The sequence below is a fragment of the Streptomyces sp. NPDC000983 genome (assembly GCF_040299205.1).
Taxonomy (GTDB): Bacteria; Actinomycetota; Actinomycetes; order Streptomycetales; family Streptomycetaceae; genus Streptomyces.
Window position 1 is genome coordinate 1 of sequence record NZ_JBEPBM010000120.1, and the last position, 1,627, is coordinate 1,627.

A 1,627-nucleotide genomic window follows, 5' to 3' on the forward strand; every position below is an offset into this window, starting at 1 on the left:
GCCTTGGACACGGCGTCGAGGTGGCGGGCGCCCTCGCCGCGGACGTCGCCGGGCCTGCGGGCCACCACGACGAGCACGGAGAGGTCTTCGAGGCGTTCGGCGAAGGCGGCGAGCCAGCGCAGTGTCTCCAGGTCGGCCCAGTGCGCGTCGTCGATGAGCATCACCAGGGGCCAGTCGCGGCGGGCGAGCCGTCGGACGGCGGCGACCAGGCCGTCGCAGACGCCCTGCGGGTCGGCCCGGCGTTCCCCGGGTTCCGTGATGCCGAGGGCGGGGCCGGCGATGTCGTGCCAGTCGCCGAGGTACTCGCGGGCCTCCTCGGGCAGCAGCGACACCAGCGCGGGCTGGAGCAACTGCCGTACGACGTTGAAGGGGACGGACTGCAGGGTCTCGCGGCCTCGGGCGGACCAGACCGTGCAGCCGCGCTCCTCGGCTATGCGGCGGGTCCGGCCCAGCAGGGCGGTCTTGCCGAAGCCCGCCTCGCCGCGGACGACCAGCAGGCTGCCCGCGGAGGAGCCGTCGGCGCGCAGGGCGTCCACCGCCCGTTCGACGGCGGCGACTTCGGCCTCTCGTTCCCACAGGGCAGCCGAGGTGGCCGCCGTGGGCCCTACCTCCGTCATCCCGCTACCTCCCCAAGTCGCCCGAACGACGTACAGGTCTTGAGCGTAGTCCTCGGGCCTCGCGTGTGGAGGGCGGACCGGTCAGCTGTTGCCGTCACGGGTGACGGGGTGTTCGGGAGGATGACGGGCGGGTTCGCGCCGCAGGCTCGGCGAAAGTGGCCGGGGACCCTCTCATCCGGCTTTCACCGATGCCTCATACGGTGGGGTCATGACGCAGGTGACTCCTCCCGGGTGGTATCCCGACCCGGGGCAGACGAATGACGCTCCCGCCACCGAGCGCTGGTGGGACGGCAGGGCGTGGACGGATCAGACACGCCCCGCGGGTACGGCCGCCGCATGGGGTCCGCCGGCGCCTTCGCCGGCCGCCGGTGCGCAACCGGCGTACCCGGTCCATCAGGGCTACCCGGGGTATCCCGTCCACCCTTCGGGGCCGCCCGGTGGCGGGCGGCGCGGGCTGCGCACGGGCATAGCCGTGGCGGTGGCCGCCGCGGTCCTCGCGAGCATCGGCGTGGGCGTGTACGTGCTCGCCGACGACGGGGGCTCGGACGGCGGCACCGCCAACTCCCGGCCGGGTGACCAGGGCGGCCAGGACGGACCCGGCGGCGACTCCGGCGGGCCGGGCGGCGACGGCGGCCCCGGCGGTGACGGCGGATCGGACGGCGGCGGTGACGACGAGCGGTCGCCGGCCCCGGAAGGTTCCGAGGCGCCCAGGATCGAGAGCGGTTCGGTCACCGACCCGCTCAGCGGCATCAGCCTGCCGGTGCCGGACGGCTGGTACGGCCAGGAGCTGAGCGTGGGCGCCTCGGTGACGTCGGAGCAGTCGTACAAGTGCCCGGGCGACACCTCCCAGAACTGCACCAAGGGCGGCGCCTACTCGGCGCCGGCGAGCCTGCTGGGCACCACCGGCGACTCCGCCGAGGCGGTCGCCAAGGCGGACATCGAGAAGAACGCCCAGCGGTCCTACGGCGAGGGCTACGGCGAGATCACCTCGCACGAGGTGCTGGCCTCGA

The 1,627-nt window shown here is 74.4% G+C and carries 2 protein-coding genes; one reads left to right on the plus strand and one right to left on the minus strand.

Features of this window, described 5'->3' with window-relative positions; translation table 11 throughout:
* Window positions 1-617, minus strand: a 617-nt coding sequence (locus ABT296_RS38595) for an ATP-binding protein (protein WP_351934825.1), incomplete at its 3' end; no start/stop codon positions are given.
* A gap of 208 nt (window positions 618-825) precedes the next feature.
* Between ABT296_RS38595 and ABT296_RS38600 the strand changes: the two genes are divergently transcribed.
* Window positions 826-1,627 (plus strand): DUF2510 domain-containing protein (locus tag ABT296_RS38600; RefSeq protein WP_351934827.1); only part of this gene is annotated, 802 nt, incomplete at its 3' end.